Origin of the sequence: Klebsiella sp. RCJ4, from assembly GCF_009025755.1 — a bacterium.
GTDB lineage: Bacteria > Pseudomonadota > Gammaproteobacteria > Enterobacterales > Enterobacteriaceae > Klebsiella > Klebsiella michiganensis.
The window spans coordinates 50,751-72,454 of sequence record NZ_WCIN01000036.1 but is presented as its reverse complement, the minus strand read 5'-3'; the positions used below and the strand labels follow the sequence as shown (position 1 = coordinate 72,454).

The 21,704-nt window shown below is 54.8% G+C and carries 20 protein-coding genes, 1 pseudogene and 1 riboswitch; of the genes and pseudogenes, 9 read left to right on the top strand and 12 right to left on the bottom strand.

Annotated elements, in window-relative coordinates; all coding sequences use genetic code 11:
- Positions 1-5: 5 nt before the first annotated feature.
- Both F8562_RS12630 and F8562_RS12625 read right to left on the bottom strand, forming a co-directional pair.
- Complete coding sequence (locus F8562_RS12630) at positions 6-308, bottom strand: urease subunit gamma (protein WP_014226891.1); 303 nt, start codon at positions 306-308, stop codon at positions 6-8.
- A gap of 9 nt (positions 309-317) precedes the next feature.
- Complete coding sequence (locus F8562_RS12625) at positions 318-1,142, bottom strand: urease accessory protein UreD (protein WP_014839579.1); 825 nt, start codon at positions 1,140-1,142, stop codon at positions 318-320.
- On the opposite strand from F8562_RS12625, the pseudogene F8562_RS29465 reads away from it, so the two are divergent.
- Positions 1,132-1,215: pseudogene (locus tag F8562_RS29465) on the top strand (short-chain dehydrogenase); the annotation flags it as partial. The gene F8562_RS12625 and the pseudogene F8562_RS29465 sit on opposite strands and share 11 nt — an antisense overlap.
- Before the next feature lie 97 nt (positions 1,216-1,312).
- Here F8562_RS29465 and plsY read toward each other — a convergent pair.
- Positions 1,313-1,933 carry a glycerol-3-phosphate 1-O-acyltransferase PlsY gene (gene plsY, locus F8562_RS12620; RefSeq protein WP_004854283.1) on the bottom strand — a complete coding sequence of 207 codons (621 nt, stop codon included), beginning with the start codon at positions 1,931-1,933 and terminating at the stop codon, positions 1,313-1,315.
- Positions 1,934-2,154: 221 nt separating this feature from the next.
- Here plsY and folB point away from each other — a divergent pair, with 221 nt between their 5' ends.
- Together folB and bacA are read left to right on the top strand one after the other, a co-directional pair.
- The gene (folB, locus tag F8562_RS12615; protein ID WP_014226889.1) at positions 2,155-2,538 is read left to right on the top strand and encodes a bifunctional dihydroneopterin aldolase/7,8-dihydroneopterin epimerase; all 384 of its coding nucleotides are present in this window, start codon (positions 2,155-2,157) and stop codon (positions 2,536-2,538) included.
- 203 nt (positions 2,539-2,741) lie between these two features.
- Positions 2,742-3,563 carry an undecaprenyl-diphosphate phosphatase gene (gene bacA / locus F8562_RS12610; RefSeq protein ID WP_004854277.1) on the top strand — a complete coding sequence of 274 codons (822 nt, stop codon included), beginning with the start codon at positions 2,742-2,744 and terminating at the stop codon, positions 3,561-3,563.
- A 10-nt stretch (positions 3,564-3,573) separates the two neighbouring features.
- On the opposite strand, the gene F8562_RS12605 is transcribed toward bacA, so the two are convergent.
- Both F8562_RS12605 and F8562_RS12600 read right to left on the bottom strand, forming a co-directional pair.
- Positions 3,574-4,815, bottom strand: coding sequence for a multifunctional CCA addition/repair protein (locus tag F8562_RS12605; protein ID WP_014226887.1), 1,242 nt, complete (start codon positions 4,813-4,815; stop codon positions 3,574-3,576).
- 60 nt (positions 4,816-4,875) lie between these two features.
- Positions 4,876-5,496 carry a TIGR04211 family SH3 domain-containing protein gene (locus tag F8562_RS12600; RefSeq protein ID WP_014226886.1) on the bottom strand — a complete coding sequence of 207 codons (621 nt, stop codon included), beginning with the start codon at positions 5,494-5,496 and terminating at the stop codon, positions 4,876-4,878.
- A gap of 214 nt (positions 5,497-5,710) precedes the next feature.
- On the opposite strand from F8562_RS12600, the gene F8562_RS12595 reads away from it, so the two are divergent.
- The 4 genes from F8562_RS12595 to glgS all read left to right on the top strand — a co-directional run bounded on the left by F8562_RS12595 (position 5,711) and on the right by glgS (position 11,843).
- Positions 5,711-7,009 (top strand): inorganic triphosphatase, encoded by a 1,299-nt coding sequence (locus tag F8562_RS12595; protein WP_014839578.1) that lies wholly within the window; start codon positions 5,711-5,713, stop codon positions 7,007-7,009.
- 24 nt (positions 7,010-7,033) lie between these two features.
- The gene (gene glnE, locus F8562_RS12590; RefSeq protein WP_014839577.1) at positions 7,034-9,868 is read left to right on the top strand and encodes a bifunctional [glutamate--ammonia ligase]-adenylyl-L-tyrosine phosphorylase/[glutamate--ammonia-ligase] adenylyltransferase; all 2,835 of its coding nucleotides are present in this window, start codon (positions 7,034-7,036) and stop codon (positions 9,866-9,868) included.
- A gap of 58 nt (positions 9,869-9,926) precedes the next feature.
- Positions 9,927-11,360 (top strand): bifunctional D-glycero-beta-D-manno-heptose-7-phosphate kinase/D-glycero-beta-D-manno-heptose 1-phosphate adenylyltransferase HldE, encoded by a 1,434-nt coding sequence (gene hldE / locus F8562_RS12585; RefSeq protein ID WP_014839576.1) that lies wholly within the window; start codon positions 9,927-9,929, stop codon positions 11,358-11,360.
- A 273-nt stretch (positions 11,361-11,633) separates the two neighbouring features.
- Positions 11,634-11,843: a cell surface composition regulator GlgS gene (gene glgS / locus F8562_RS12580; protein ID WP_004854266.1), complete on the top strand. Its 210-nt coding sequence runs from the start codon at positions 11,634-11,636 to the stop codon at positions 11,841-11,843.
- Positions 11,844-11,897: 54 nt separating this feature from the next.
- Here glgS and ubiK read toward each other — a convergent pair whose 3' ends face one another.
- Positions 11,898-12,179 (bottom strand): ubiquinone biosynthesis accessory factor UbiK, encoded by a 282-nt coding sequence (ubiK, locus tag F8562_RS12575; protein WP_004854265.1) that lies wholly within the window; start codon positions 12,177-12,179, stop codon positions 11,898-11,900.
- 120 nt (positions 12,180-12,299) lie between these two features.
- Positions 12,300-12,451, top strand: a riboswitch (FMN riboswitch).
- A 106-nt stretch (positions 12,452-12,557) separates the two neighbouring features.
- Here ubiK and ribB point away from each other — a divergent pair.
- Positions 12,558-13,211 carry a 3,4-dihydroxy-2-butanone-4-phosphate synthase gene (gene ribB / locus F8562_RS12570; RefSeq protein ID WP_004854262.1) on the top strand — a complete coding sequence of 218 codons (654 nt, stop codon included), beginning with the start codon at positions 12,558-12,560 and terminating at the stop codon, positions 13,209-13,211.
- 76 nt (positions 13,212-13,287) lie between these two features.
- Here ribB and F8562_RS12565 read toward each other — a convergent pair whose 3' ends face one another.
- The 5 genes from F8562_RS12565 to zupT form a co-directional block, all read right to left on the bottom strand.
- The gene (locus F8562_RS12565) at positions 13,288-14,343 is read right to left on the bottom strand and encodes a pilus protein (protein WP_014226882.1); all 1,056 of its coding nucleotides are present in this window, start codon (positions 14,341-14,343) and stop codon (positions 13,288-13,290) included.
- Positions 14,344-14,345: 2 nt separating this feature from the next.
- Positions 14,346-15,083 carry a molecular chaperone gene (locus tag F8562_RS12560; protein ID WP_014226881.1) on the bottom strand — a complete coding sequence of 246 codons (738 nt, stop codon included), beginning with the start codon at positions 15,081-15,083 and terminating at the stop codon, positions 14,346-14,348.
- A gap of 13 nt (positions 15,084-15,096) precedes the next feature.
- Positions 15,097-17,625, bottom strand: a complete 2,529-nt coding sequence (locus tag F8562_RS12555) for a fimbria/pilus outer membrane usher protein (protein WP_014839574.1) — start codon at positions 17,623-17,625, stop codon at positions 15,097-15,099.
- An 88-nt stretch (positions 17,626-17,713) separates the two neighbouring features.
- Complete coding sequence (locus tag F8562_RS12550) at positions 17,714-18,286, bottom strand: fimbrial-like protein (protein ID WP_014226879.1); 573 nt, start codon at positions 18,284-18,286, stop codon at positions 17,714-17,716.
- Positions 18,287-18,742: 456 nt separating this feature from the next.
- Positions 18,743-19,513 (bottom strand): zinc transporter ZupT, encoded by a 771-nt coding sequence (zupT, locus tag F8562_RS12545; protein ID WP_025105919.1) that lies wholly within the window; start codon positions 19,511-19,513, stop codon positions 18,743-18,745.
- A gap of 193 nt (positions 19,514-19,706) precedes the next feature.
- On the opposite strand from zupT, the gene ygiD reads away from it, so the two are divergent.
- Entirely contained in the window at positions 19,707-20,498 is a 792-nt protein-coding gene (ygiD, locus tag F8562_RS12540) for a 4,5-DOPA dioxygenase extradiol (protein ID WP_014226877.1), read from the top strand.
- Positions 20,499-20,543: 45 nt separating this feature from the next.
- On the opposite strand, the gene F8562_RS12535 is transcribed toward ygiD, so the two are convergent.
- Complete coding sequence (locus F8562_RS12535) at positions 20,544-21,704, bottom strand: glutathionylspermidine synthase family protein (RefSeq protein ID WP_014839571.1); 1,161 nt, start codon at positions 21,702-21,704, stop codon at positions 20,544-20,546.

Genomic DNA, 21,704 nt, shown 5'->3' with positions numbered 1-21,704 from the left:
CTACCTCAGATTATCGGGTTATGGACGGTAACCAGCTTCGAGCCGTCCGGGAAGGTGGCTTCGACCTGGATATCGGGGATCATTTCCGGCACGCCTTCCATGACCTGGTCGCGGCTCAGGACGTGGCGTCCCTCTTCCATCAGCTCGGCGACGCTTCTGCCATCGCGCGCGCCCTCCATAATAAAGGCGCTAATCAGGGCCACGGATTCGGGATAATTGAGCTTCAGACCGCGGGCCAGGCGACGCTCCGCCACCAGCGCGGCGGTAAACAGCAACAGCTTGTCTTTTTCTCTGGGTGTCAGTTCCATAGCGTTCTCTTAAGTCAGCCAGATTCGGGGGAGTACCGGAGATTTGCCGGTCAGGTGCGGGCGCATAAATTGCCAGATATCGCGCATCGCCCGCTGGCAAAGCAGATTATCGTCACTTAGAAAGCGTACCGTCAGCAGGCCGTCGGTGAGCGTCGCGCCGGCGTAGTTTGCCAGCGGCGTAAGTTTTTCGCGTACGCCTTCGAGCAGCGTTTCGTTCGCCGGGTAGAACAGCATCGTTCCCACCCACGGCTGCTGCGCGACGCAGGCCAGCTGTCCATCGGCCAGGCTCAGGCGCTCAATCAGCAGCGGAGAGCCGTCGACCCACACCTCCAGGCGATTGGCGAGCGCGCCGTGGCTAAAGGCTTCGCCGATGACCGGCCGGCCAAGGCACAGCAGGTCCCACGCCAGCAGCGTGCTGGAGGCGGAGAGATGAAAGGCGGTAGACAAAGCGGCGTTGGCGCCGGGAAAGAAGATGGCGTCCTGCGGCAGCCACTCGAGCGTTGAGTTTTCGGCCAGCGTCAGGGTTTGCTGAAGACGCGCCTGCGCGCCGCTGCTGCGATAGAACTTGCTGGCGCCGGGCATGGTGATCAGCGTGTGGCACCCGGGATCCATCGTCGCGCTAATGGTGAGCTCATCGCCGCCGACGATACCGCCGGGCGGATGAAGCAGATAGAGGTGGCAGGTCTCTTCTTCGGGATAAAACGGGCGCTGAACGGTGAGGGGACCGACATGACGACGGGAGGCGAGCGTGGTTTTCCCGCCGAGAAATTGAAACTGGAGGTCCAGCGAGGCCTGCCAGCCTTTTTTATTCTGTGGTAACACGGTGCCGTGCAATGTCGCGCCCCTGCAAAATCAAGATAAAACAGCAGCGAAGAGTATTGATCGGGGGCCAATCATCCCGGTCATATGAAAAGCTTATGCTCGTCATACTTCGAGCCGCAGCCGCGTTGGTTTACTTTAATCACCTGGGGCTTACTTGCCGCGAAGTTGCGGCGCAGCAAAGGTTATTTCTGCTCCGGCGTTTTTTTCTTCTTTTTGAGCCGGGTCCAGATGCGGGTTTCCTGACGACGCCACAGACGCTGTATGTTGTCGTGATGGCGCAGCAGAATCAGGCATGACAGCATCGAAACCGGGAAAGTGTACTGCGGTTTGAACCACCAGACATAGAACGGCGCAATCAGCGCGCTCACGATAGCCCCCAGCGAGGAGTAGCCGCTGAGCAGAATCGTCAGCAGCCAGGTTCCGGCCATCACGCCGGTGAGATCCCAGCCGATAGGAGCAATGGCGCCGAAAGCGGTGGCCACGCCTTTACCGCCGCGAAAGTTAAAAAATACCGGCCAGATATGGCCCACGCAGGCGGCGATCGCCACCAGGCCGAGCCAGAACGGCGTCAGGCCTAACGCCCACGCGCCCCAGACCGGCAGCATCCCTTTCAGGACGTCAAAAATAAGCACCGCTACGGCTGCGCCCTTGCCGCCAATTCGCAGGACGTTCGTCGCCCCTGGATTGCCGGAGCCGCTGTCGCGAGGGTCGGGAAGGCCAGCGAGGCGGCAAACGAGAATGGCGCTGGAGATTGAGCCGCAGAGGTAGGCGAGGATAACCAGTCCAGGCGCGATTGCACTCATCAGCTGTTCCATTTTGAAAGTGTCGTTTTATCCCCTGCGCACTGCGCGTTGTCCGCGCATTGGCTCGCCGGGACCCATAGCGACGCTATGCTCCTGGAGCCTTGCCGCGTCACTGTCTTCCTGCAACGCAAATTATTTAGGGGATGTCTTTGCATCTGTGGATAATACGCATAATTGGCCGGAAGTGGTATCCGGTTTAGCCAAAAAGCAGGCAGGTCGTGATGGATATTGTATTTATAGAGCAACTTTCGGTAATCACCACAATTGGTGTTTACGACTGGGAACAGACCATCGAACAGAAGCTGGTGTTCGATATCGAAATGGCGTGGGATAACCGCAAAGCGGCGGCCAGCGATGATGTCAGCGATTGTCTCAGCTATGCTGATATCAGCGAACTGGTAATCAGCCACGTCGAAGGCGGGCGTTTTGCGCTGGTGGAACGCGTGGCGGAAGAAATTGCCGACCTGCTGCTGGAAAAGTTTCAATCTCCATGGGTACGTATTAAAGTCAGCAAACCTGGGGCGGTAGCCCGGGCGGCTAACGTCGGCGTCATTATTGAACGTGGCCTTAATCTGAAACAAAACTTTTCAGGTCATACTCGTTAAACAAATTGCGTTTATACCGGTCATAGAATCCGGCCATCAGGCTATTTTCTTTGCCGTTTTGCCCTGTGACAGCGCTCGAAATCCTTGCGTACAACCTGTACGCTCACTTTTCTGCGCGCTGTCTGTGGCCAAATAAGCACGCCTGATAGCTCGGTTCTTCGTTCCTGGTTTTTTTCATTTTACTTTTTAAAGGGTTTAATTGGATGAGCGATATACACTCGCTGCTGATAGCGGCAATATTGGGTGTGGTTGAGGGTTTGACAGAATTTTTACCTGTCTCCAGTACTGGTCATATGATTATTGTCGGTCATCTACTGGGTTTTGAAGGCGATACCGCGAATACGTTTGAAGTCGTCATTCAGCTTGGTTCCATTCTGGCCGTTGTGGTGATGTTCTGGCGCCGCCTGTTTGGTCTTATCGGCATTCATTTTGGCAAAAAACCCGAGCATGAAGGCCAGGGCAGCGGTCGCCTGTCGCTTATCCATATTCTTTTGGGGATGATCCCGGCGGTGGTGCTGGGGCTGATTTTCCACGATACCATCAAATCGCTGTTTAACCCGATAAACGTGATGTATGCGCTGATTGTGGGCGGCGTGCTGCTGATCGCGGCGGAGGTGCTGAAGCCGAAACAGCCGCGCGCGGTGGGCATTGATGATATGACCTATCGTCAGGCGTTCGTCATCGGCTGCTTCCAGTGTCTGGCGCTGTGGCCGGGCTTCTCGCGTTCCGGGGCGACGATTTCCGGCGGGATGCTGATGGGCGTCAGCCGCTATGCGGCCTCTGAGTTCTCGTTCCTGCTGGCGGTGCCGATGATGATGGGCGCAACCGTACTGGATATGTACAAGAGCATTGGCTTTCTGAACGCCGGCGATATTCCGATGTTTGCCGTCGGTTTTATCACGGCGTTTATCGTCGCGCTGATTGCGATTAAAACCTTCCTGCAGCTGATTAAACGTATTTCGTTTATCCCGTTCGCCATCTACCGTTTTATCGTTGCGGCAGCGGTCTACGTGGTCTTCTTCTAAGCGCCCGCCCTCAGTCCCGCGGCTGAGGGCAACGCTTTTCTTTCCAGCGGGCGACGGCCTGAATCCGCCGACGCGTCAGCTCTTCACGAATTTCAACGCCCTGAAAACCTTCCGCCACCACCTCTTTTGTTGAAACCGACCGGGCAACGTCCCAGGCTTCCAGCAGCAGGCGACCCTGCGGATAATCGCAGGCTTCAAAGCCGGTGCGCCCGCGCACGTCGGCCTCGCTGGTTAACGCGATTTGCCTGACACGATGCGGCTTGCGCCAGGCGTCGATATTATCGAACAGCTTGACCAGCGTTTTCGGCTGCAGGATGGGCAGCGTATGAATCAGATCGTGAAATTCGGCGACCAGTTTTGCCAGGTCGCGCAGCTCGTTTGGCACCCGCAAACGGGCGCAGAGCTGCTCGACCAGCTTAACGCCAGCCGGACCGTGACCATGATGGCGCGGCCAGAGCGCTTTCGGCGTTAGCCCTTTCCCGAGGTCGTGGCATAGGGTGGCAAAACGGACATCCACTTCGGGCGAGAGCATCGCCGCCATGGTGACGGTCATCAGCGTATGCAGGCCAGTGTCGATTTCCGGGTGCCATTTAGCCGGGGCCGGTACGCCATAAAGAGCGTCGACTTCCGGGAACAGCACCTTGAGCGCGCGGCAGTCGCGTAATGTCTGGAAGAAGACCTGCGGATTGCGGGTAGAGAGGGCGCTTTCCGTCTCTTTCCACACCCGCTCGGGCGTGAGGTGCGCCAGCTCGCCAGCATCGGCCATCGCCCGCATCAGCGCCATGGTTTCATCGGCGATACGGAACCCCAGATGCGCGTAGCGGGCGGCAAAACGCGCCACGCGCAGGACGCGTAGCGGGTCCTCGCTAAAGGCGGGCGAGACGTGGCGCAGCAGGCGCTGGCGTAAATCAGCCTGGCCGCCGTAGGGATCGATAATCTGGCCGTCGGCGTCCTGGGCCAGCGCGTTGATCGTCAGATCGCGGCGCAGCAGGTCTTGCTCAAGGGTAACGTCAGCGGCGGCATAGCAGGTAAAGCCGGTGTAGCCGGAGCCGGACTTGCGCTCGGTGCGCGCCAGCGCATACTCTTCACGGCTTTGCGGATGCAGGAACACGGGAAAATCACGGCCTACCTGCTGGTAGCCCGCGTCGAGAAGTTGCTGAGGCGTGGCGCCAACCACGACCCAATCTTTGTCTTTAACCGGTAGCCTTAATAACGCATCTCGTACTGCACCACCGACCAGATAAACCTTCACGCCTCACTCTCCCGTCTTTATTTTCTTACGATGATACGTAAGTCTGGCAGAGAAGACGAATTAGTTCATCCAGCGGTCTTTGCGTTTGCGGCTCGGTACCAGGTGCGGCAACACCAGTCCGAGGATCAGGCCGACGCCCAGCACGCCGCCGCCGTACATAAACCACTGCATGATAATGGTGCGCTGTTTGTCATCAAGCTGCAGATTTGCGGCGTTTACCTTTTTCTGCGCGACAACCAGCTCATTTTTCAGCTTTTGGTTCTCTTCTTTCAGACCGTTTATCACGGCGTCGCTACCGGCGACTTTCTTCTGCATGTCCGCCGTGCGCTGGTTCCAGGTGGTGTCGATGTTGTTGAGTTTGTCGGTCAGGGTTTTGACCTGGTTTTCCAGATCCGGCACGCGGGTGCGCAGGCTGGGCTCGTTGCTCAGCTCTTTCAAGGGGATCCAGGCGGTACGGCCGCTGTTGTCGCGTACCTGAGCGTAGTTCGTGCTGTCGTTGGTTTGCAGCACCGCGACTTCTTCACCGGCGTTGATGGTGCCCACGAGACGATAGTTATCGCCCGGACCGCTGCGCACCCAGGTATTCAGTTCATCTGAAACGTAACGTTTTTCTTCCGCGTGAACCGCCGTGGCGGCGCTCAGCGCCAGCAAAGTCAATGTAATAAGGCGTAATTTTGGCATCAGGTCATCGTTTGGTCATAAAAAGTTGAACGATAGTAGTGGCATCGCCGAAGCGACGCAAAGTTTTCCGCCACAATCGGAATCATCCAGGAGGTGGCCCGGCAAAATGCGCATTGCATGGCGATTCGCCGCAAAATACTATTTACTGACAAGAAATATCGTTGTTAGTTCGCCGCAATTTCCCGGCACAGCATATAAGCGGAAGAATTCAGTCATGGCTCAAGAAATCGAATTAAAGTTTATCGTCGCTCAGGATGGCGTTGACGCGCTGCGTCAGCACCTCAACGCGCTGGAGGCAAAGCATACGCCAGCGGGTCAATTGCTGAATATTTACTATGAAACGGCGGATAACTGGCTGCGCCGCCACGACATGGGGCTGCGCATTCGCGGCGACCAGGGGCGCTATGAAATGACGCTGAAAATCGCCGGGCGCGTCGTCGGCGGCCTGCATCAGCGTCCGGAATACAACATTCCTCTGGGCACGCCGGAGCTGGCGCTGGAGAAACTGCCGGCTGAGGTCTGGCCGCAGGGGGAACTGCCGGCGGCGCTCGCACAGAACGTACAGCCGCTTTTCAGCACCGATTTTGAGCGTGAAAGATGGGTGGTCAAAGAAGGCGACAGCGAAATTGAAATCGCGCTTGACCGCGGCGAAGTTAAAGCCGGCGAGCATCAGGAACCGATTTGTGAACTGGAGCTGGAACTGCTGTCCGGTACTACCCAGGACATTCTGACCCTTGCCCGTCGCCTGCTGGATACCGGCGTACTGCGTCAGGGCAGCCTGAGCAAGGCGGCGCGCGGTTATCATCTGGCGCAGGGCAATGAAGAACGTCCGCTGACCGCGTTAACGATCCTTCGCGTCGCGCCGAAGGCCAGCGTCGAGCAGGGTCTGGAAGCGGCGCTGGAAAGCGCGCTGGCGCACTGGCTGTATCATGATGAACTCCTCAATCGCGGCAATGCAAAAGCGAAAGCGGAGATTTTGCACGCTATCGCCCGCGTGCGGCACGCGCTGGTGCTGTTTGGCGGTATTGTCCCGCGCAAGGCCACCACGCTGCTGCGTGAGCGTCTGAGCGAAGCTGAGGCGGCGCTGGCGGAGGCCGAAACCGCCCAGGCGGCGCTTTTCAGCGTGGCGACCGTCAGAGCCAAGCTGACGCTCACCGATCTGCTGATAAACCGCGGCTGGCGTCCCTTCCTGAACGCAGCCGGAGAGCAGAAAATTGCCGGTTCGTTTAAACGCTTCGCGGATATTCAGCTCTCCAGAGCGGCGGCGGAGCTGAAAAACGCCTTCCGCCAGCCGTCCGCTGACGGTTATGTCGATCAGCTTCCGCGCCTGACCCGTGAAATTGACACCGTTCAGCTGCTATCCGGAGCTTATATCGACGCTGCCGCGCCGTGGCTGGAAAACTGGCAAGAAACCCGCCGGGCGATTGCGCATAACGACAGCAGCGTCATCGAATATTTTCGTCGCCAGGCGCTGGCCGCGGAGCCGTTCTGGCTGCATAGTGGAAAACGATAATTTTCAGGCCAGGGAGCCCCTAAGATGCCGCTTTCTTCGCAATTACAGCAGCACTGGCAGACGGTCGCAGACCGGCTACCAGCGGATTTTCCCGTATCGACGTTGAGCGATCGGGCGCAATCGGTCATGGCCTTTAGCGATTTCGTCGAACAGAGTCTGATCGCGCAGCCGCAGTGGCTGGCGGAGCTTGAAAGTGCGCCCCCCGAGGCGCAGGAGTGGCATCACTATGCCGAATGGCTGCAGGTTCGCCTGGCCGAGGTTAATGATGAAGCCGCGCTGATGCGCGAGCTGCGCCAGTTTCGCCGTCGGATCATGGTGCGTATCGCCTGGGCCCAGGCGCTATCGCTGGTCAGCGAAGAGAGCAGCCTGCAGCAGCTAAGCGCGCTGGCGGAGACCTTAATCGTCGCCGCGCGCGACTGGCTATACGCCGCCTGCTGCCGTGAATGGGGCACTCCGTGTAATGCTGAAGGTACGCCGCAGCCGCTGCTGATCCTCGGGATGGGCAAGCTCGGCGGCGGCGAGCTGAATTTCTCCTCCGACATCGATCTGATTTTCGCCTGGCCGGAGCATGGCGCCACGCGCGGCGGCCGTCGCGAGCTGGACAACGCCCAGTTTTTTACCCGCCTCGGGCAGCGCCTGATTAAGGTGCTGGATCAGCCCACCCAGGATGGCTTTGTCTACCGCGTGGATATGCGCCTGCGCCCGTTTGGCGACAGCGGCCCGCTGGTGCTGAGCTTTGCCGCGCTGGAGGATTATTACCAGGAGCAGGGGCGCGACTGGGAGCGCTACGCGATGGTGAAAGCGCGAATCATGGGCGATAACGATGGCGTTTACGCCAGCGAGCTGCGCGCCATGCTGCGGCCGTTTGTCTTCCGCCGCTATATTGATTTCAGCGTGATTCAGTCTCTGCGCAACATGAAGGGAATGATCGCCCGTGAGGTGCGCCGTCGGGGACTGAAGGACAATATCAAGCTCGGCGCGGGCGGCATCCGCGAAGTGGAGTTTATCGTCCAGGTCTTCCAGCTGATTCGCGGCGGACGCGAACCGATGCTGCAACAGCGGGCTTTGCTGCCGACGCTGGCCGCCATCGAAGAGCTGCACCTGCTGCCGGAAGGGGATGCGCAGAGGCTGCGCGAAGCCTATCTTTTTTTGCGTCGCCTGGAAAACCTGCTGCAAAGCATCAACGACGAGCAGACGCAAACCCTGCCGCAGGATGAACTTAATCGCGCCCGGCTGGCCTGGGGGATGGGGGCTGCCGACTGGGATACGCTCAGCGCGCGGCTGGCGGAGCAGATGGCCAACGTGCGGCGCGTGTTTAATGAATTGATAGGCGACGATGAAACCCAGTCGCCGGATGAACAGCTTGAAGAGTACTGGCGCGAACTGTGGCAGGACGCGCTGCAGGAGGATGATACCAGCCCGGCGCTGGCGCATCTCGCCGACAGCGATCGCCGCAGCGTGCTGGCGCTGATCGTCGATTTTCGTAAAGAGCTGGACCGGCGCACGATTGGCCCGCGCGGCCGTCAGGTGCTCGACCAGCTCATGCCGCATCTGCTCAGCGAAATCTGCTCGCGCGCGGATGCCCCGGTGCCGCTGGCGCGCATTACGCCGCTGCTCACCGGGATTGTCACCCGCACAACCTATTTGGAGCTGCTGAGCGAATTCCCCGGCGCGTTAAAGCACCTGATTAGCCTGTGCGCGGCGTCGCCGATGGTCGCCAGCCAGCTGGCTCGCCATCCGCTGCTGCTGGACGAGCTGCTGGACCCGAATACGCTTTATCAGCCGACGGCCACCGATGCCTATCGCGATGAACTGCGCCAGTATCTGCTGCGCGTACCGGAAGATGATGAAGAGCAGCAGCTGGAGGCGCTACGCCAGTTTAAGCAGGCGCAGCTGCTGCATATCGCCGCGGCCGATATCGCCGGAACCCTGCCGGTGATGAAAGTGAGCGATCACTTAACCTGGCTGGCGGAGGCGATGATTGACGCGGTGGTCCAGCAGGCCTGGCTGCAGATGGTGGCCCGCTACGGGCAGCCGACGCACCTGCACGATCGCCAGGGGCGCGGTTTTGCGGTGGTTGGCTACGGTAAGCTGGGGGGCTGGGAGCTGGGCTACAGTTCCGATCTCGATCTGGTGTTCCTCCACGATTGTCCGATGGAGGTGATGACCGACGGCGAGCGCGAAATCGACGGTCGTCAGTTTTATCTGCGGCTGGCGCAGCGCATCATGCATCTTTTCAGCACTCGCACCTCGTCGGGCATTCTGTACGAAGTGGACGCTCGCTTACGTCCTTCTGGCGCGGCGGGCATGCTGGTGACCACCGCCGATGCCTTTGCTGATTATCAACAAAATGAGGCATGGACCTGGGAGCATCAGGCGCTGGTTCGCGCCCGCGTCGTGTATGGCGATCCTGAGCTACAGGCGCGCTTTGACGCCATTCGTCGGGATATTCTTACTTCCCCGCGAGAAGGCGAAAAACTGCAGACCGAAGTGCGGGAAATGCGCGAAAAAATGCGCGCTCACCTGGGGAATAAGCATCACGATCGCTTTGATATTAAAGCCGATGCCGGGGGTATCACGGATATTGAATTTATTACCCAGTATCTGGTCCTACGCTATGCCAGTGATAAACCGAAGCTCACGCGCTGGTCCGATAACGTCCGTATTCTGGAACTGCTGGCGCAGAACGACATTATGGACGAGGCAGAGGCGAGGGCGTTAACTCACGCTTACACCACGCTGCGCGATGCGCTCCATCACCTGGCGCTGCAGGAGCAGCCGGGGAACGTGGCGCCAGAAGCGTTTAGCCAGGAGCGTGAACAGGTCAGCGCCAGCTGGCAGAAGTGGTTGATGGCTTAACTAAAAAACCGGGTGTGCTATTATCGCGCGCAAAGTTTGCGTCTCGCAGGAGAGAGGAATGAAAGTAACGCTGCCAGAGTTTGAACGTGCAGGAGTGTTGGTGGTTGGCGATGTGATGCTGGACCGCTACTGGTATGGTCCCACCAGCCGTATTTCGCCGGAAGCGCCGGTGCCGGTGGTGAAGGTGGAAAATATCGAAGAACGTCCTGGCGGCGCGGCAAACGTGGCGATGAATATTGCGTCGCTCGGCGCGACCTCTCGTCTGGTTGGCCTGACCGGGATTGACGATGCCGCCCGCGCGTTAAGCAAGGCGCTGGCCGACGTCAACGTGAAGTGCGACTTTGTGTCCGTCCCGACCCATCCGACGATTACCAAACTGCGCGTGCTGTCGCGCAACCAGCAGCTGATTCGTCTCGATTTTGAAGAGGGTTTCTCCGGCGTCGATCCGCAGCCGATGCACGAGCGTATTCAGCAGGCGCTGAGCTCCATTGGCGCGCTGGTGCTGTCTGATTACGCCAAAGGCGCTCTGACCAGCGTCCAGACCATGATTAAGCTGGCTCGCGACGCGGGCGTTCCGGTGCTTATCGACCCGAAAGGCACGGATTTTGAACGCTATCGCGGCGCCACCCTGCTGACGCCTAACCTCTCAGAGTTTGAGGCGGTCGCGGGTAAATGTAAGGATGAAAAAGAGATCGTTGAGCGCGGGATGAAAATCATCGCCGATTTTGACCTCTCGGCGCTGCTGGTGACCCGTTCCGAGCAGGGGATGACGCTGCTGCAGCCGGGGCGACCGCCGCTGCATATGCCCACTCAGGCCCAGGAAGTCTATGATGTTACCGGCGCGGGTGATACGGTCATCGGCGTGCTGGCGGCGACGCTGGCCTCCGGCAATACTCTGGAAGAGGCCTGCTACTTTGCCAACGCGGCGGCGGGCGTCGTGGTGGGTAAACTCGGTACCTCTACCGTTTCGCCTATCGAACTGGAGAACGCGGTGCGCGGGCGCTCCGAGACCGGTTTTGGCGTGATGAGCGAAGAAGAGCTGAAGCTGGCGGTTGCCGCGGCGCGCAAGCGCGGCGAGAAAGTGGTGATGACCAACGGCGTGTTCGACATTTTACACGCGGGCCACGTTTCCTACCTGGCTAACGCCCGCAAGCTGGGCGATCGGCTGATCGTTGCGGTGAACAGCGACGGGTCAACCCGGCGTCTGAAAGGCGACTCTCGCCCGGTCAACCCGCTGGATCAGCGGATGATCGTGCTGGGCGCGCTGGAAGCCGTCGATTGGGTGGTCTCTTTTGAAGAGGATACCCCGCAGCGTCTGATTGCCGGAATTCTGCCGGATCTGCTGGTGAAAGGCGGCGACTATAAGCCGGAACAGATCGCCGGTAGCGAAGAAGTCTGGGCAAACGGCGGCGAGGTGCTGGTGCTCAACTTTGAAGATGGCTGCTCGACGACCAACATCATCAAGAAGATCCAGAAAGATAACAAACAGTAATGTTTTCTCTTCGCACCGTAGCGGCGGTATGTCCGGAATTATCGCGCTAACCGAGGCGTAATCGGCGATAACGCTGCAAAACAGGACAAAAGAGGCCCGCGATCGTCTAATCGCGGGCCTCTTTTTATTTAATGACGGCATAAATGATTTGGCTCAACAAATCGCCATTTGAGGCGCATTTTTCGTACAAAAAAAGCTAAGGTAAGGATAAATACTGAAGTCAGTAAAAAGCATATGACCAATCAGAACACCAACGGCTGAAGGAGTATGCGTATGAAGAAAAACGATATGTATTTAATGAAGAATTTTGATTTTCTGGCCCAGAGCTTCGCCAGAATGAACGCACAAGGTCAGCCCGTCGATCTTCAGGCCATTGTTGGTAATATGGATGAAGCGCATCGCGAATGGTTTTGTCAACGCTATGAACTTTACTGCCGCCAGGCGAATAAAACCATGACGCCAGAAGCGGAGCTGGAGCACTAATCTACTTATCGCAGTACAGATACGACAACGGGCCTGACGGCCCGTTGCTTGTTTTTACGGCTTCTCTTCGACGTCCGGCGCTGCCGGTGCGCTCGGCGAACGGTTTTCCAGATCGTTAAGACGCTGCTCCAGAAGCGCCAGCTTTTCACGCGTGCGTAACAGCACCTGCGTCTGCACGTCGAACTCTTCGCGGCTTACCAGGTCCAGGCGAGTTAACTGCGACTGGAGCACCTGACGGATTTTTTTCTCCACGTCTTCCCCCAGATCGCGGAGCCCCTTCGGCATTGATTCATGAACCTGACGGGCGATTTGTTCAATTTTTTTCGGGTCAATCATGGTGGTTTCCTGCTCTGGTCGGTTATCCGCTCATTGTAGTGCGATCGTCGGCGCCTATAAACCATAAATGTTTGAAGCTTATGCATTGCCGACGATAGTCAATAGCGTTATAGTTGCTTTGCTTATTCTCAGGGCGGGGCGAAATTCCCCACCGGCGGTAAATCAACCATAGCGTTGAAAGCCCGCGAGCGCTTTCTGCGAATGCAGAAAGGTCAGCAGATCCGGTGTAATTCCGGGGCCGACGGTTAGAGTCCGGATGGGAGAGAGTAACGGCTCAGCCGGGTTTGTACCCGCTTGCGTTGACTTTTGCCGCTAAACCGGCGCTCCTAAGACTGCCCTGATTCTGGTAACCATACAATTAATGAGGTTTTTTTTACCATGAATCAGACGCTACTTTCCTCTTTTGGTACCGCTTTTGAACGTGTAGAACGTGCTCTGGATGCACTGCGCGAAGGCCGCGGTGTGATGGTGCTTGACGATGAAGACCGTGAAAACGAAGGCGATATGATTTTCGCCGCTGAAACCATGACCGTTGAGCAGATGGCGCTGACCATTCGCCACGGCAGCGGCATTGTCTGCCTGTGCCTGACGGAAGATCGCCGTAAACAGCTCGACCTGCCAATGATGGTTGAGAACAACACCAGCGCCTACGGTACCGGTTTTACCGTGACCATCGAAGCCGCTGAAGGCGTGACCACCGGCGTTTCCGCCGCTGACCGCGTGACCACCGTGCGCGCGGCAATTGCCGATGGCGCGAAGCCGTCCGACCTGAACCGTCCTGGACACGTTTTCCCGCTGCGCGCGCAGCCGGGCGGGGTTCTGACCCGCGGCGGCCATACTGAAGCAACCATCGATCTGGTCACGCTGGCTGGCCTCAAACCGGCGGGCGTACTGTGTGAACTGACCAACGACGACGGCTCTATGGCGCGTGCGCCGCAGTGCATCGAGTTTGCTCAGCAGCACAATATGGAAGTGGTCACGATTGAAGATTTAGTGGCCTACCGTCGCGAACACGAGCGTAAAGCTAGCTGATTGCAGTTGTTGCGCTCATAAACAGTATCCTCCAATATAGTCGGAGGATACTGTTCGTTGTGTGGGTAAAATTGGTCTACTGATAGTTTATTTTTATGATTAAATCTTTACTGAAAGGCCCTTCCACAAGACTTTTTGTTGGATGCTTCGTCAACTCAGCAATGTAGTTATGGGTTACCGTTGCAGCGCTACCTGGAATATAGCTTGCAAAATTTGCATATTGGTTATACACGATATCGCTGTTAATTGTTTTGTCGTTAATTCGCATCAGAAGACCATTTCCCATATCCAGATGAGTATTATCGTATAGCGTATCATTAGTATAAAAACTGGTTTTGACATCAAATTTATCGGTACATCCCGCAGCTTCATTTTTAATAGTGGATATGCTAAATGGTTTCTTTGCTGGTTCTTTCAATATAACACTATCAGATATTTGACCGAAGTCGACAATTTGTGATTCGGGATAAATTTTAATATCTACGCTACAATCTAAAAAATGAATGTTTGAAAGCCCGTCAATATCATAGTGCAAGTTTTTAGCATGCGCCAGCCGGTTTATTCCTCCAGAACCATCAAAGGCTAATACGGTGACTGCAGGAAAATTATACTCTATCTGTGAAGGTGGAATTGATTTTAGCTTAACGTATAAGCGAAAACGAACGGTAAATGTCGTGTTTTTCTGGATTGTATGGCCATTACATGCCTTATGCTTATATGACTGGTCAAAGTCACTCATTTGATCAAGGCATGCGCCTGTATTGATTTTTGTGTTCGGTATGTCGTAATCCACACCATTATAGGTTACACCAAATGCCAGATAAGAATTATTGGTAACCAGGTTATCGGTGTTATGGAAGCTATCCAGAATATAAGCATAAACGTTTTCTGACCAAGGCGATTTGGGATCTTTATTGTTATGTGAGGCTTCATCACAATAAACGGTTACAGTAATATCGCCGCTTTCCCATATTTTTTTTCCAACAGGTGCGTCTGCGGGGACAGTAAATGGCGGCAGTGATGTGGTAACGAGATGGTCTCCACCGTAGTTATTTTGATAACAGTCGATTGCCCAGGATGATGATGAAAAAAGGCAAATCAGCAAAATAAAAAAAATGAATAATTTTTTCATTATTAGCCCCTTTTCACTGGTTCAGACTGACATACTATTTGTACCGAATTACAGCTAATTTTAAACATATTCAGACCACCATAATCGCCAATAAAGCCCACCTGGAAATTAGCAGGCAGGTCTTTAATCTCCTGCGACGCCTGGCCAAACGGTTCAGCCATCATGCTGGATGTTTTTGGCAGCAGCGTTTTGCCATTCGTGCCGATATAACCAACGGTGATAAAATAGGGGGAGTTATTCTTTAACGTTAACCCGCTGGCCGTTCGGCTAATATCGAATTTACCGGTCAGATTCACCTGTCCGTTCTTCACTTCGACAGCCTTTGGTCGCCAGAAAATTTTAATGCGGCTCTGCATGGCGATTTGCATGACGTTTTTTTGTTCCGAGCGAGGCGGAATCTCGCGCACATTGAAATAAAACAGCGATTCCCTGTCTGCCGGAAGCTGCGTCAACGTTGGCTGAGGAATCAGGCGTACCTGTACTTGCTCACCCGCCTCCAGGCGCACCATTGGCGGAACAGCAGTAATATAGTTTCGGGATTTTTTATTATCCTTGTCCTCAATCCATGATTGAGCAAGGAAAGGGATTGTTGTGCTCTGGTTGGTCAAGCGCACGGAGACGCTCTTATCCGACTGGTTAAGAATAATGCGGGTTCTGTCGGGCGACACGGCGGCATTTACCGCAAAGCTGGTACCCAACAGAAATAATAGTCCTTTCGCAAACGTGTTAATTTTCATCATCATTCATCCTGAATTAATGTGCGGGTTTACATGGTAAAATAATGGCCTGGCCGTTGATGTTGCTATGGTTAGGCGGCGTCATATCACACACGTTGTCGTTCCATTTTAGCGTCAGGATGCTGTTTTCCTGTATTCCGCTCAGATACACAAAGCCGTCATCAGCGACTAAACCTATATCGCGACCGGTTGCTTTGTCGGTTACGGTCACGCCCAGCGGTGGATAGCGTCCGTCTTCCAGGCGGATAACGCCGATGATCTGATAGCCTTTGGTCGCGCTCAGGGGCATATAGCCAATAGCACCTTCGGTCAGCGTGGTGCGGATAACGGAGTTGGTAACATCCACGCCATCCGGCAGGTTGTTATTGTTCACCATTACCGTCGCAGTTGTGTAGTTACCCACTGACGGAACCACGGAAATACCAAACATATTGGTCATACTACGGTTATTGTTCACCTCAACACCGGCTATTCCATCCGCATCCACCATTACGCGAGAACTGTTGCCTGTGTTGTAGTCATGCAAGGCCGCACCGTAACGGGTTGCCGTAAATGAGCCGTTCCAGCCAGCGCTGAACGAGCGATAGCTGCTCGGCTTCACGCTACCGTTTACATTCAACCGGCCATAGGGTGAATAGTGCTGATAGTACCCGCGCATGGCCGCTTCGCCATCGCCAAACTCTTTATCTGTGCCTGAAACGGACATATTCCACGGGTTATTACGATCTGAACCATCGTACCAGGTTGCCGTTTGCGTCGTTGCGTCGTCGCCATAGCGCTGCAGGCTGTACATAATATTGCGATTATTTTCTAGCGGCAGAGAGAGTGAAAGGTAATATTGATTTTCTTGATTATTATTCCAGCTCACACGGCTCATCGCCAATGAAGCTGAAATATTTTTAAACGCGTCAATATCAAAGCTACGGCTCAGAGAAAACGAGTAGTTCGTATTGGTTTGACTGTTCCAGTAGGTATTACGTGTGATACTCAGATAGGTATTTAGCTCCAGCGGCGCAACGTACTGGTTAAAGGAGAGCACATAGCTCTCTTTCTCATTGGAACTGGAGTCGGAACCATCGCGCGAGCTGATATATTCGCTCATCGTGACGTATTCTTTATCTGAGAATCGGTAACCCGCGAAGGTTACCTGACTGTTTGTTTCTTCAAAACGTTTGGCATAGTTAGCGCGATAGCTAAAGCCGCGCTGTTTACCTTGATCGTCATTACGTAGATTGGCCTCGGCGCGGGTAATATCAAGGGAGAATGAGCCAAAACGGTTAAGGTTAAAGCCAACCCCACCGGTTGCCGCCTGATAGTCATCGGCGGTGACGATAGCGCCGCCGTAGAGAGAGATATCACTCAACCAGCCCCAGGAAGCCTCCCCGGTCCAGAAAAGGGGGTTATTCACATCGTTGTGAGTCGTTGATGTGGGTTTACCCAGTGAACTTTTATAACGTACCTGCCCTTTACGCGTCAGGTAAGGGATAGAGGCGGAACCAACCTGAAACGTACTTTTGCGTCCGTCTTCTTCCTCGATCGTAACATCCAGTTGCCCCTGCAAGGTCGTGCCCAGATCGGCGATGGTGAATGGCCCGGGGGAGACGGTCGTTTGATAGAGCGTGCGGCTGTTTTGCGTAATGGTGACCTTAGCGTTGGTCTGTGCAATGCCGCTTATTTGCGGCGCATAGCCGCGTAAATCCGGCGGAAGCATTTGTTCATCACTTTCCAGAGAGGCGCCGGTAAAGTGGAAAGTATCGTAGAGGCCTGAGCTCAGGTCGTACTGGCCCATTGTGAATTTTGACGCCAGGGACGGAATCGGGCGGAATAAATAGGTACGCGGCAGGCTACTGCTGGTTCCCGTTGATTTACGCTCAATAAACGATTGATCGTATTGATAATCGCTACGTAAGCGCCATGCGCCGAGATTGAAACCCAGGGTGCCATATGAGTTGACGCTCTGGTTACTGTCGCCGTGGCTCGGCGTGTACTGGCTGGCGTACAGGTTATAATCCAGCATAAGACCCGCGATACCGTCGTCCCAGTACTCCGGTGGCGTCCAGTTTTTAGCCTGATATTTCATCCATGCCTGGGGTACGGTTAACGTCAGCACCATGTTTGCTTTATCCAGACGAATAATCAGTTCTGGCTGATGGCTGAGATCGAGACAGCCTTTTTGAGCCCACACGTGTAGTGGCTCAATAAACGCGTCGGCAAAGCCGAACTCTGCCAGGCGCTCTTTAGTCAGGCAAAGCTGAGAACCGCTTTCGTTATCGGCTTGTACCCACTCCAGGTGATAGGCTTTTGGTAAGGTGTTTTTGTTGATCTGTATGCGCACCAAATAGGTGCCGACAGGGATATAACCTTTTTTTTCAAATTGTGAGAGATCGATATTTTCCCTGTCCTCTGCATCAATCATATCGGTATTGAATTCTAGTGCAGAAAGCGGCATTGATAGCGATGCGATAATAGCTACTGAGTATAGGGTATGCTTTATTAAAAGGGATAGCTTTCCTGGCGTTAAACCGCTATGAATGATAGTACGCATAAAATCCGTTTCTTTTAATAAAATAGACCGGGAAAGCCGGTGAATCCCTCACCGGCCTGAATCAATAAAAATTAAGCGAAAGCGATAATTATTTATAAGCCAGGACGTAGTTTGCCTGAGCGTAAACATCACCCTCGGTCGCATTTTTACCTTTAGATTCCATGCGGGCGTGGAAGTCCAGATTCTGCGTCGGGTTGGTATCGGTAAACACTACCGGTACTGCGGAGCCCAGGGTTACGGTGTTGTAACCTGCGTCCATGATACGTACGCCAACGCCGGTAGCGCCACCGTAGTTGCTTTCTTTGGTATTCACCATCAGGCTGGCGTCGCTGCTGTCGACGTTGGCAGAAGTGAAGGTGACGCTCACTTTATCCGTTGTCGTTTTCACGCCTTTATCATCCGTTGTGCTCAGAATACAGTCGCGCAGTTTGATAGAGAAATCTGCAGGCTGAGAGTACTGGCCGCCGTTCAGTACGCTATCGGCAACCTGCCCGAGATCGACATCAATCTGAGCGCTTTCCGGTGTCACAGAGCAAGGGGAGGTAATAACGGTACCGGAGAAGGTGACAATACCGTGGCCCTGATCTTCTGCGCTGGCATTAAAAACCGTCGCAGAAAAAACAGCGGTGGTGGCAACAGCAAGCAGCGTTTTTTTAAACATGGAATATAGTCCTTTATAGATGATCAATATTAAATATGAGGTATACGACAACTGGTATGGGATTGGCTTTGCTTGAATTAATATTAATTCAATGCGTAAAAAGTATCATGCTTCTCACTGTTACGCATGTTAATTGTAATTAAAGGTAACTCGCAGTTTTCCTTAATGCATGTATTTCAATGCGCTTTTTTTAGGGTTTTTCTCAACACACTCTCTCTTTTAACGGTGGTTTTACGTATGTTTATTGTTTGTGTGAATGAATTTTCGTGTGATACCCGAAAAATTACGTTAAGTTAATGCCAAATAAATGGAGGGGCGCTGTAAAAACGCTATTTATGTAGGGTTTTAATTGACTGAAAGTTAAATCAAATATCTATTCTCAATCCATCATTGTGATGAATTTATGTGATAAATTGACAAGTGAAATATAGCGCTGCAAATAATTGGAGCATTGGCTCAGCCAATGCCCACCGTTTGCAAAACCACCAGGCTTAATCCCATCACTGACATCCCGCACAGCACGCCGTAGCTCGGGTTGCTTTGCGGATCGAGCTCTTTCGCCAGCGGCATAAGCTCATCAACCGACAGCGCAATCATGATACCGGCAACCGCGGCCATAACGGCGCCCATCATCACCGGGGATATCGCGCTGCCCAGCACCAGCCAGGCCAGCACGCCGCCGAAGATTTCCGCCATGCCGGAAAGACCCGCCCAGAACACCGCTTTACTTCTGGAGCCAGTAGCGGCATATACCGGTCCGGCTACCGCCAGTCCCTCCGGGATGTTATGTAGCGCAACGGCTAACGCGACCCCCATGCCCAGCTCGAGATTATTGCTGGCCGTCACGAAGGTCGCAATGCCCTCGGGGAAGTTATGCAGGCTGATGCCTAAGGTTAGTAAAATCGCCGTACGCCGCAGGTTGCGCGGGCGGGAAATGCCGGGAGACATCAGATCCTGCGGGTGGGCGTGAGGCAGCATGCGGTCAAGCGCAAAGTAGCCAAGAAGGCCGATAATAAACATGCCGTAGCCGAGCAGGGGAGACATGCCTTCGGTAGCCAGCGCGGCGGGCAGCATCTCCATCAACGAAATCAGCAGCATGATCCCGGCGGCGAATCCCAGCGAGAATCCCAGTAAGCGATTCGAGGGTTTCTGCCCGATAACGCCGAAAATGGCGCCAATAAAGGTAGCGCTCCCTGCCAGCAGGGTCAGAATGACGGGTGAGGACAACATTCACCTCCTTATGAAAATAATTCTTATTAAGAGTATCGTGTTCCATTGACGATCGCGAGCGCGCGGATTCACTCTTTACCGCCGCTTACATTCAAATTTTCTGACGATCATCATCATGCTTATCTGAGTTTATCCTCCATAGAAAGAGCGTAATGTAAATACATCAACTTTCTTAATAAAGGATATCACTATGTCCCGTACCCGCATGCCCGCGCTGTTTTTAGGTCACGGTAGCCCGATGAACGTGCTGGAAGATAACATCTATACTCGCGCCTGGCGGCATTTGGGCGAGACGCTGGCGCGGCCTAAAGCCATTGTGGTGATCTCCGCGCACTGGTTCACTCGCGGTACAGGAGTGACCGCGATGGAGGCGCCGAAAACGATTCATGATTTTGGCGGTTTTCCCCAGGCGCTCTACGATACGCATTATCCGGCGCCGGGTTCGCCTGAACTGGCCCAGCGTCTGGTTGAGCTGCTGGCGCCGGTGCCGGTGACGCTGGATAAAGAAGCCTGGGGCTTTGACCATGGTTCCTGGGGCGTGTTGATTAAAATGTATCCCGATGCCGATATTCCGATGGTACAGCTGAGTATTGATAGTACGAAGCCCGCGGCATGGCATTTCGAAATGGGGCGTAAGCTGGCCCAGCTGCGCGATGAGGGCATTATGCTGGTGGCAAGCGGCAACGTGGTGCATAACCTGCGTACCGCACGCTGGCACGGCGAAAATACACCTTATCCCTGGGCGGCGTCGTTTAATGACTACGTGAAGGCGAATCTGGACTGGAAAGGTCCCGTAGCGGAACATCCGCTGGTGAATTACCTGGCGCATGAAGGCGGATCGTTATCGAACCCGACGGCCGATCACTTTCTGCCGCTGCTTTACGTGCTGGGCGCCTGGGACGGTGAAGAGCCGATTACGATCCCGGTTGAAGGGATGGAAATGGGCTCCCTGAGCATGCTGTCAGTGGTCATTGGCGCCTGAAAATAGATAAACCCCGGCAGTAAACGATGCCGCCGGGGTTCGATGTTACTCGACGAAAATGTGCGGATAAAAGCGCGACAGATCCTGAGTGATCAGCGCCCGGTCTTCGCGAATGCCAATACCCGCCGGCTGGTCGTTAATCAGCCAGCTGCCGATGAGCGTGTAGCTGTCGCCAAACTTCGGCAACGGATAGAACGCCTGCACGATGGTGCCCTCTTCGCCGTACGGCCCTTCTACCGCCTCCAGCACTTTGCCATTTTCCACGATAGAGACGTTAGCGCCCTCGCGGGAGAAGATCGGCTTGATAACGTACTTCTCCAGCTCCGGATGCGCATCTTCGCTGAAATAAGCGGCCAGCAGGTTCGGATGGTTGGGGAACATCTCCCACAGCAGCGGCAGCAGCGCTTTGTTGGAGATAATGCTCTTCCACGCCGGCTCCAGCCAGCGCACGCCGGCATCTTCCAGCTTGGTGGAGAACACCTCGCGCAGCATGTACTCCCACGGATAGAGCTTGAACAGATTACCAATCACCTGATCCTGCAGATCGGTAAACTGGCCTTTTTCTCCGAGACCAATATCTTCGATGTAGAGGAACTCGGTTACCACGCCCGCTTCTGCGGCGCAGTCCTGCAAATATTGCACGGTACCGCGGTCTTCAACGGTATCGCGACAGCAGGCCATATGCAGCAGCTGGAAGCCGAACTGCTCGCGCAGCTCGCCAAAGCGATCGATCAGCTTCTCCTGCAGGCTGTTGAACTGATCGCTGCCCGCCGGCAGCTGACCGGCGTTCAGCTGATCTTCCATCCAGATCCACTGGAAGAATGCCGCTTCATAGAGAGACGTCGGCGTATCGGCGTTGTTTTCGAGGAGCTTCGGTTCACCCACGCCGTCCCATGCGAGATCGAGACGCGAATACAGCGAGGGCTGATGGGTTTTCCACGACTGGCGTACGAAGCCCCAGGTGTGTTTGGGGATGCGAAATTTGGCCATTAACTCATCGCTGGCGATGACTTTTTCCACCGCCTGCAGACACATCTGATGCAGCTCTGCGGTGACCTCTTCAAGCTTCTCAACCTGCGCCAGCGTCAGTTTGTAATAGGCTTCTTCGCTCCAGTACGGCTCGCCGTACATGGTGTGAAAGTTAAAGCCATATTCTGTCGCCTTTTCGCGCCAGTCCGGGCGCTCGTTAATGCTGATTCTTTCCAT

What these genes read in the sequence shown, in the direction of transcription:
- F8562_RS12600 (WP_014226886.1), bottom strand. Translation starts at nt 5,496, where the DNA reads ATGCCAAAATTACGCCTTATTACATTGACTTTGCTGGCGCTGAGCGCC.
- folB (WP_014226889.1), top strand. Translation starts at nt 2,155, where the DNA reads ATGGATATTGTATTTATAGAGCAACTTTCGGTAATCACCACAATTGGT.
- F8562_RS12550 (WP_014226879.1), bottom strand. Translation starts at nt 18,286, where the DNA reads ATGTTTAAAAAAACGCTGCTTGCTGTTGCCACCACCGCTGTTTTTTCT.
- ubiK (WP_004854265.1), bottom strand. Translation starts at nt 12,179, where the DNA reads ATGATTGACCCGAAAAAAATTGAACAAATCGCCCGTCAGGTTCATGAA.
- F8562_RS12555 (WP_014839574.1), bottom strand. Translation starts at nt 17,625, where the DNA reads ATGCGTACTATCATTCATAGCGGTTTAACGCCAGGAAAGCTATCCCTT.
- glnE (WP_014839577.1), top strand. Translation starts at nt 7,034, where the DNA reads ATGCCGCTTTCTTCGCAATTACAGCAGCACTGGCAGACGGTCGCAGAC.
- plsY (WP_004854283.1), bottom strand. Translation starts at nt 1,933, where the DNA reads ATGAGTGCAATCGCGCCTGGACTGGTTATCCTCGCCTACCTCTGCGGC.
- F8562_RS12560 (WP_014226881.1), bottom strand. Translation starts at nt 15,083, where the DNA reads ATGATGAAAATTAACACGTTTGCGAAAGGACTATTATTTCTGTTGGGT.
- hldE (WP_014839576.1), top strand. Translation starts at nt 9,927, where the DNA reads ATGAAAGTAACGCTGCCAGAGTTTGAACGTGCAGGAGTGTTGGTGGTT.
- ribB (WP_004854262.1), top strand. Translation starts at nt 12,558, where the DNA reads ATGAATCAGACGCTACTTTCCTCTTTTGGTACCGCTTTTGAACGTGTA.
- glgS (WP_004854266.1), top strand. Translation starts at nt 11,634, where the DNA reads ATGAAGAAAAACGATATGTATTTAATGAAGAATTTTGATTTTCTGGCC.
- F8562_RS12630 (WP_014226891.1), bottom strand. Translation starts at nt 308, where the DNA reads ATGGAACTGACACCCAGAGAAAAAGACAAGCTGTTGCTGTTTACCGCC.
- bacA (WP_004854277.1), top strand. Translation starts at nt 2,742, where the DNA reads ATGAGCGATATACACTCGCTGCTGATAGCGGCAATATTGGGTGTGGTT.
- ygiD (WP_014226877.1), top strand. Translation starts at nt 19,707, where the DNA reads ATGTCCCGTACCCGCATGCCCGCGCTGTTTTTAGGTCACGGTAGCCCG.
- F8562_RS12565 (WP_014226882.1), bottom strand. Translation starts at nt 14,343, where the DNA reads ATGAAAAAATTATTCATTTTTTTTATTTTGCTGATTTGCCTTTTTTCA.
- F8562_RS12595 (WP_014839578.1), top strand. Translation starts at nt 5,711, where the DNA reads ATGGCTCAAGAAATCGAATTAAAGTTTATCGTCGCTCAGGATGGCGTT.
- F8562_RS12535 (WP_014839571.1), bottom strand. Translation starts at nt 21,704, where the DNA reads ATGGAAAGAATCAGCATTAACGAGCGCCCGGACTGGCGCGAAAAGGCG.